Raw genomic sequence first — 5,027 nt, forward strand, 5'->3', positions numbered from 1 at the left:
CTCGTGGGTGTGGGTCTTCCCGATGACCACCGCGCCCGCCGCGCGCAGCGCGGCCACGGCGGCGGCGTCGGACGCGGCGGGCGGGGCGCCGCCGAGCACCGGCGATCCGGCGCGGGTCGGCAGTCCTTCGACGTCGAGGAGGTCCTTGACCGCCACCGGGACGCCGTGCAGCGGCGAGCGCGGTCCCGTGCGGAGCAGTTCGTCCTCGAGCAGCCGTGCCTCGCGCAGTGCGCGCTCGCCGTCGACGGCCGCGAACGCCGACACGTCCGGCTCGCGGGCCTCGATGACGCGCAGGCAGGTCTCGGTCAGGTCGACCGGCGACAGCGCCCTGGAGGCCACCAGTTCGGCGGCGGCGCTGATCGGCGCGGGCGGGGCGGGCGCCGGGCGGCCGTTCATCGCCGCTCCGCGGGGGCGGTGCGGGCGGCGGCGTCCCGCCCGAGCAGCCGGGAGATCTCCGCCGCCGCCTCGCGCACGAGGCGGACGTTGTCCTCGAAGGAGGACTCCAGCACGGCCGGGCGGGGGCCGCTGAGGGAGATCGAGGCGCGGACCCGGTCCTCGTGGTCGAAGACGGGCGCGCCGATCGAGGCGATGCCCGGGATCACGTCCTGGTCGGAGAGGCTGTAGCCGGCGTCGCGCGTCTCGCGCAGCTGCCGGTAGAGGCCGTCCGGCGTGGTCTCGGTCGCGGGGGTGAACGCCGTCAGCGGCGCGTGCTCGGCGTACCGCCGCCAGAACTCCTCGGGCTCGAAGGCGAGCAGGGCGCGCGCGTTGGCGCCGCCGTGCAGCGGGATCGTCCCGCCGACGGGCAGGATCATCACGCCGACCTGCTGGCCGTCGATGCGTTCGACGCACAGCGCGTCGAACCCGCGGCGCACGGTCAGGAACACCGTCTGCCGGGTGGCGTCGTTCAGCCGCTCCATCGCCGGCAGTGCCGCGGCGCGCTCGTCGCCGAAGCGGCGGGCGACGGCGTTGCCGAGCGTGAACAGGTGGAGGCCGAGCTGGTAGCCGCCGCGCCGGGCGCCGGCCTGGACGAGGTCGTGCTCCTCCAGCGCGGCGAGCACCCGGTACAGGGTGCCGCGCGGCTCGCCGAGGCGCTCGCTGAGCTGCGCGGGCGTCAGCTCGCCCGCCTCGGCGAGGGCGTCGAGCACCGCGACCGCCTTCGTGAGCACCTTGACCGAGCCCTGCGCCTGCTCTCTTGACATGCTCTCCGTCCTCGACCTACGTTGTCCGCTATGCAGACTAATTGCCCGCAATGTGGACGATATAGCGCCCCGGGAGCCCCGGTCAAGGCCGCCGGGGGCGCCGCATGACGGCCACCGACACCGGCGGCGTGCTCCGCCAGCGCGCCCTCCCCGGGGTGGACTACGCGCCCGAGGAGCTGGGACGCGGCTGCCGGCAGCGCCCGGAGGACGTGCTCGCCGCCCTCGCGATGCCCCGCACCGGCCGGATCTTCGACCTGGACGCCGGGCGCTGGGCCGGGATGCCCGTGCTCGACGCGCACCCGCCATTCGTGATGACGACCTACCGGACGCCGCGCGGCGGCCGGATCGACGGCCCCGCGGGCCGGCCGGACGCGCAGGGCGCGCCCACCGGCGTGATGACCGAGTTCATGGCCGCCTCCACCCACACCGGCACGCACGTCGACGCCCTGTGCCACATCACCGAGGGCGAGGAGTGGTACGGCGGCGGCACCGAGGCCGAGCACCTCGGCGACCACGGCCCGGTGCGCGCGGAGGCGTCCTCGATCCCCCCGTTCGTGTGCCGCGGCGTCCTGCTCGACATCGCCGCCCTCCGCGGCGTCGGCGCGCTCCCCGCGGGCGAGCGCGTCACGGCCGGGGACGTCCGGGCCGCCGCGGAGCGGCAGGGCGTCGAGCTGCGCCCCGGCGACGCGGTGCTGATCCGCACCGGCTACATGTCGGTGTGGGACGCGGGCGCCGAGCGGCGCGGGGCGCACTTCGGCGCCGGGATCGACCTGAGCGCGGCGGAGGCGCTCGCGGACGCGGGCGCGGTGCTGGTCGGCGCCGACACCGAGAACGTCGAGTGCTTCCCCGCCCGCGACGCGGGGCCGTTCCTCCCCGTCCACGTGCGGCTGCTGGCCCGCGCCGGGGTGCACATCGCCGAACTGCTCTACCTGGAGCAGCTCGCGGAGGCGGAGGCGAGCGAGTTCCTGTTCCTCTGCCTGTCGCTGCGGGTCCGGGGGGCCACCGGCTCCATGGTGCGTCCGGTGGCGATCGTATGAGCGGCCGTTTCGAGGGCCGGGTCGCCCTGGTGACCGGCGCCAGCTCGGGGATCGGGGCCGGCGTCGCGCGGCGGCTGGCCGGCGAGGGCGCGCGGGTGCTCCTCGTGGCGCGCGACGCGCGCCGCACGGCCGCGGCGCACGAGGACCTGCTCGCCGACTCCGGCCGCGGGCACCGGGTGTTCGAGGCCGAACTGGAGGACGCCGGCTCGATCCGGGCGCTCGCCGCGAGCGTCGGCGAGGCCGCCGGCCGCCTCGACGTCCTGGTGCAGAGCGCCGGCGTCTTCGGGCCGCGTCCCTTCCAGGACATCTCCGTCGCCGAACTCGACCGCATGTGGGCCGTCAACGCGCGCGCGCCGTTCCTGGTGGCGCAGGCACTCACGCCGCTGATGGGCGAAGGCTCCTCGATGGTGCTGGTCTCGTCGGTGTCCGGGCACGTGGGCATGGCCGGACAGGCCGCCTACGGGATGACCAAGAGCGCCGTCGACGGGCTCGCGCGGACCCTCGCGGTCGAGCTCGCGCCGCGCGGCGTCCGCGTCAACGCCGTCGCGCCCGGCTTCACCGCGACCCCGATGAACGAGCACCTGCGCGCCGAGCCCGGCCGCGTCGAGCGGCTGGAGTCCGCGACCCTCGCGGGCCGGCTCGGCACCGTCGACGACATCGCGCGGGCGATCGCCTACCTCGCCTCCGACGACGCCGCGTTCGTCGTGGGCACGACGCTGACCGTGGACGGCGGCTACCCGACGTCCCACATCCAGACCGGGCGGGTGCGATGACGATCTTCACCGTGGTACGCGCCGACGTCGCGCCGGAGGCCGGTGCGCGGGAGGACGAGTTCGTCCGCTGGTGGGCCGAGGAGCACCAGCGCGAGTACGTGGCCGAGCCGGGCTTCCGCCGCTGCTGGCTGCTGCGGCGGCTCGACCACCCCGGCGCCGTCGGAGCGCGGCCCCAGCGGTACTCGGCGGTCTACGAGGTCGACGGCGTGGACGAGTTCAACCGCGTCCTCGACGCCGCGCCGCCCTGGGGGCCGTGGCAGCGGTACGTCGACACGTGGCTGCTCAACTGGGAGCGGACCTACCGGACGCTGCTCAGCACCCGCTCGCGCGACGGCGCGCAGGGAGCGCACTGGGCGATCGTCACCGCCGACGTCGACCTGCCGACCGACCGGGACGAGCGCGACTTCCACACCTGGTACGAGGAGCGGCACGTCCCGGAGCTGCTCGCCAATCCCGGCTTCCACCGGGCCGTCCGGCTGCGGCTCGCCCCGCACGACCGCGACCTCGGGAGCCGCGGCCACCGGTTCTGGGCCGTGTACGAGGTCGACGACCCCGACGACTTCGCCGGGGCGCTGCGCCGCCGGCGGGAGGCGGGCCAAGCGGCCTGGGAGCACTGGGCGGACGCGGTCACCGACTGGTCGGTGTCGCTGCACCGGGTCGTCAACCGCATCGACGCCGACCCCGCGGACGGGGCCGGCCGCACGGACGAGGGGGCGCGGGCATGAGCGAGGCCGACGGCTGGTGGTTCCAGCGCACCTGGAACGACTTCCGGCGCGGCACCGCCCGCGCCCGGCTGAGCTGGGACGGCGGGTCCGCGGGCGTCCTGCTCTACGACGAGGGCGTGCCGCGGACCGCCGCCGCCGTCCGCGCCGCGCTGCCGCTGCGGACGCAAGTCGTCAACACCGCGTGGAGCGGGGAGATGCTGATGGCCACCGAGACCTTCGGCCTCGCCGCGGGCGCGGCCGAGAACGCGGTCCGCCTGGTCCGGCCGGGCGACCTCACCTGGGACGGGAAGTACGGGGAGATCTGCGTCGTCTACGGCGACGCCGAGTGCCGCCTGCCCTCCGGACCCAACACGGTCACCGTCTTCGGCCAGGTGACCGACAACCTCGAAGGGCTGGCCGCCTTCGGGCGGAGGCGCCGCTTCCACGGAGCGGGCGCCCTCCGCCTCGCCGCCGAGGAGGGCGCATGAACACCGCTGCCCGCTGGCTGCTCGTCGTCGACGTGACGGTCGAGGAGTCGGTCGAGGACGACTGGAACCGCTGGTACGACGAGGTCCACCTGCCCGAGATCGCCGGCTGCCCCGGCTTCGTGTCGGGGGAGCGCTACGTCTCCGCCGCCGGCGGCGGCCGCCGGTACCTGTCGCTGTACGAGATCGACGACCCCGCCGTCCTCGACGGCGCCGAGTTCCGCCGCCGCCGGGGCTGGTCCCGGTTCGCGCCGCACGTGCAGGCCACCGTGCGCGTGTACGGGCGGCGCGCGGAGAGCGGCACGGAGGAACGCGCGGAGAGCGGCGCGGGACGCGCGGAGGCGCGGTCATGAGCCGGCCCGGGGACGCCACCGCCGGCTTCGGGGCGTTCGCCTACTGGCCGGACGACCTGGAGTGGTCGACGCAGTTCATGCGGCTGCTCGGCTACATCTACGTCGGCGGCGCCGACTTCAGCGAGGTCCACGCCGTCGCGCGGGACCTGCCCCCCGGGGACGAGCGCGCCTGGCGGGCCGGGTTCTCCGCGCTCGCCGACGCGGTGGAGGGCGACGCCCGCGCCGCCCACGCCGGCGGCCACCCGGTCACCGCGCGGGACGCGTGGCTGCGCGCGTCCGTCTACCACCGGATCTCCGGGCAGCTCCGGGCGATCGGCGGCGCCGGGACGCCACCCGGCGTCGAGGCCGCGCGGCGCTGCTTCCGCGCCGCCATGGCGGTCACCGACCCGCCCGTGGCGGCGGTGGAGATCCCCTACGAGGGCACGACGCTGCCCGGGTACCTGGTGCCGCCGCTCCGCGCGGACCGCCCCGTCCCG

At 76.2% G+C, this 5,027-nt stretch carries 7 protein-coding genes and 1 pseudogene; 6 read left to right on the forward strand and 2 right to left on the reverse strand.

From position 1 onward, the window contains the following. Together ETD96_RS41100 and ETD96_RS41105 are read right to left on the reverse strand one after the other, a co-directional pair. On the reverse strand, nucleotides 1–396 hold a 396-nt coding region (locus ETD96_RS41100; protein ID WP_240808588.1), incomplete at its 3' end, for an amidase family protein. After that, nucleotides 393–1,199 (reverse strand): IclR family transcriptional regulator, encoded by an 807-nt coding sequence (locus ETD96_RS41105; protein WP_171069488.1) that lies wholly within the window; start codon nucleotides 1,197–1,199, stop codon nucleotides 393–395. The genes ETD96_RS41105 and ETD96_RS41100, both read right to left, overlap by 4 nt. 104 nt (nucleotides 1,200–1,303) lie before the next feature. Between ETD96_RS41105 and ETD96_RS41110 the strand changes: the two genes are divergently transcribed. The 6 genes and pseudogenes from ETD96_RS41110 to ETD96_RS45480 form a co-directional block, all read left to right on the forward strand. Then, nucleotides 1,304–2,236, forward strand: coding sequence for a cyclase family protein (locus ETD96_RS41110; RefSeq protein WP_138641890.1), 933 nt, complete (start codon nucleotides 1,304–1,306; stop codon nucleotides 2,234–2,236). Beyond that, on the forward strand, nucleotides 2,233–3,009 hold the full coding sequence (locus ETD96_RS41115; RefSeq protein ID WP_138641891.1) for an SDR family NAD(P)-dependent oxidoreductase: 777 nt from the start codon (nucleotides 2,233–2,235) through the stop codon (nucleotides 3,007–3,009). Before ETD96_RS41110 ends, ETD96_RS41115 begins: the two co-directional genes overlap by 4 nt. Further along, entirely contained in the window at nucleotides 3,006–3,734 is a 729-nt protein-coding gene (locus tag ETD96_RS45475; RefSeq protein WP_171069489.1) for a DUF4286 family protein, read from the forward strand. Before ETD96_RS41115 ends, ETD96_RS45475 begins: the two co-directional genes overlap by 4 nt. Beyond that, on the forward strand, nucleotides 3,731–4,201 hold the full coding sequence (locus tag ETD96_RS41120) for a DUF3830 family protein (protein WP_138641892.1): 471 nt from the start codon (nucleotides 3,731–3,733) through the stop codon (nucleotides 4,199–4,201). Before ETD96_RS45475 ends, ETD96_RS41120 begins: the two co-directional genes overlap by 4 nt. Beyond that, nucleotides 4,198–4,551, forward strand: a complete 354-nt coding sequence (locus tag ETD96_RS41125; protein WP_138641893.1) for a DUF4286 family protein — start codon at nucleotides 4,198–4,200, stop codon at nucleotides 4,549–4,551. The genes ETD96_RS41120 and ETD96_RS41125 overlap by 4 nt, the downstream gene beginning before the upstream one ends. Next, nucleotides 4,548–5,027, forward strand: a pseudogene (locus ETD96_RS45480) (hypothetical protein); the annotation flags it as partial. The gene ETD96_RS41125 and the pseudogene ETD96_RS45480, both read left to right, overlap by 4 nt.

Origin of the sequence: Actinomadura geliboluensis (assembly GCF_005889745.1) — a bacterium.
Lineage (GTDB): Bacteria > Actinomycetota > Actinomycetes > Streptosporangiales > Streptosporangiaceae > Spirillospora > Spirillospora geliboluensis.

Coding starts and splice junctions, on each gene's coding strand:
- ETD96_RS41105 (WP_171069488.1), bottom strand. CDS start 1,199: ATGTCAAGAGAGCAGGCGCAGGGCTCGGTCAAGGTGCTCACGAAGGCG.
- ETD96_RS41110 (WP_138641890.1), top strand. CDS start 1,304: ATGACGGCCACCGACACCGGCGGCGTGCTCCGCCAGCGCGCCCTCCCC.
- ETD96_RS41115 (WP_138641891.1), top strand. CDS start 2,233: ATGAGCGGCCGTTTCGAGGGCCGGGTCGCCCTGGTGACCGGCGCCAGC.
- ETD96_RS45475 (WP_171069489.1), top strand. CDS start 3,006: ATGACGATCTTCACCGTGGTACGCGCCGACGTCGCGCCGGAGGCCGGT.
- ETD96_RS41120 (WP_138641892.1), top strand. CDS start 3,731: ATGAGCGAGGCCGACGGCTGGTGGTTCCAGCGCACCTGGAACGACTTC.
- ETD96_RS41125 (WP_138641893.1), top strand. CDS start 4,198: ATGAACACCGCTGCCCGCTGGCTGCTCGTCGTCGACGTGACGGTCGAG.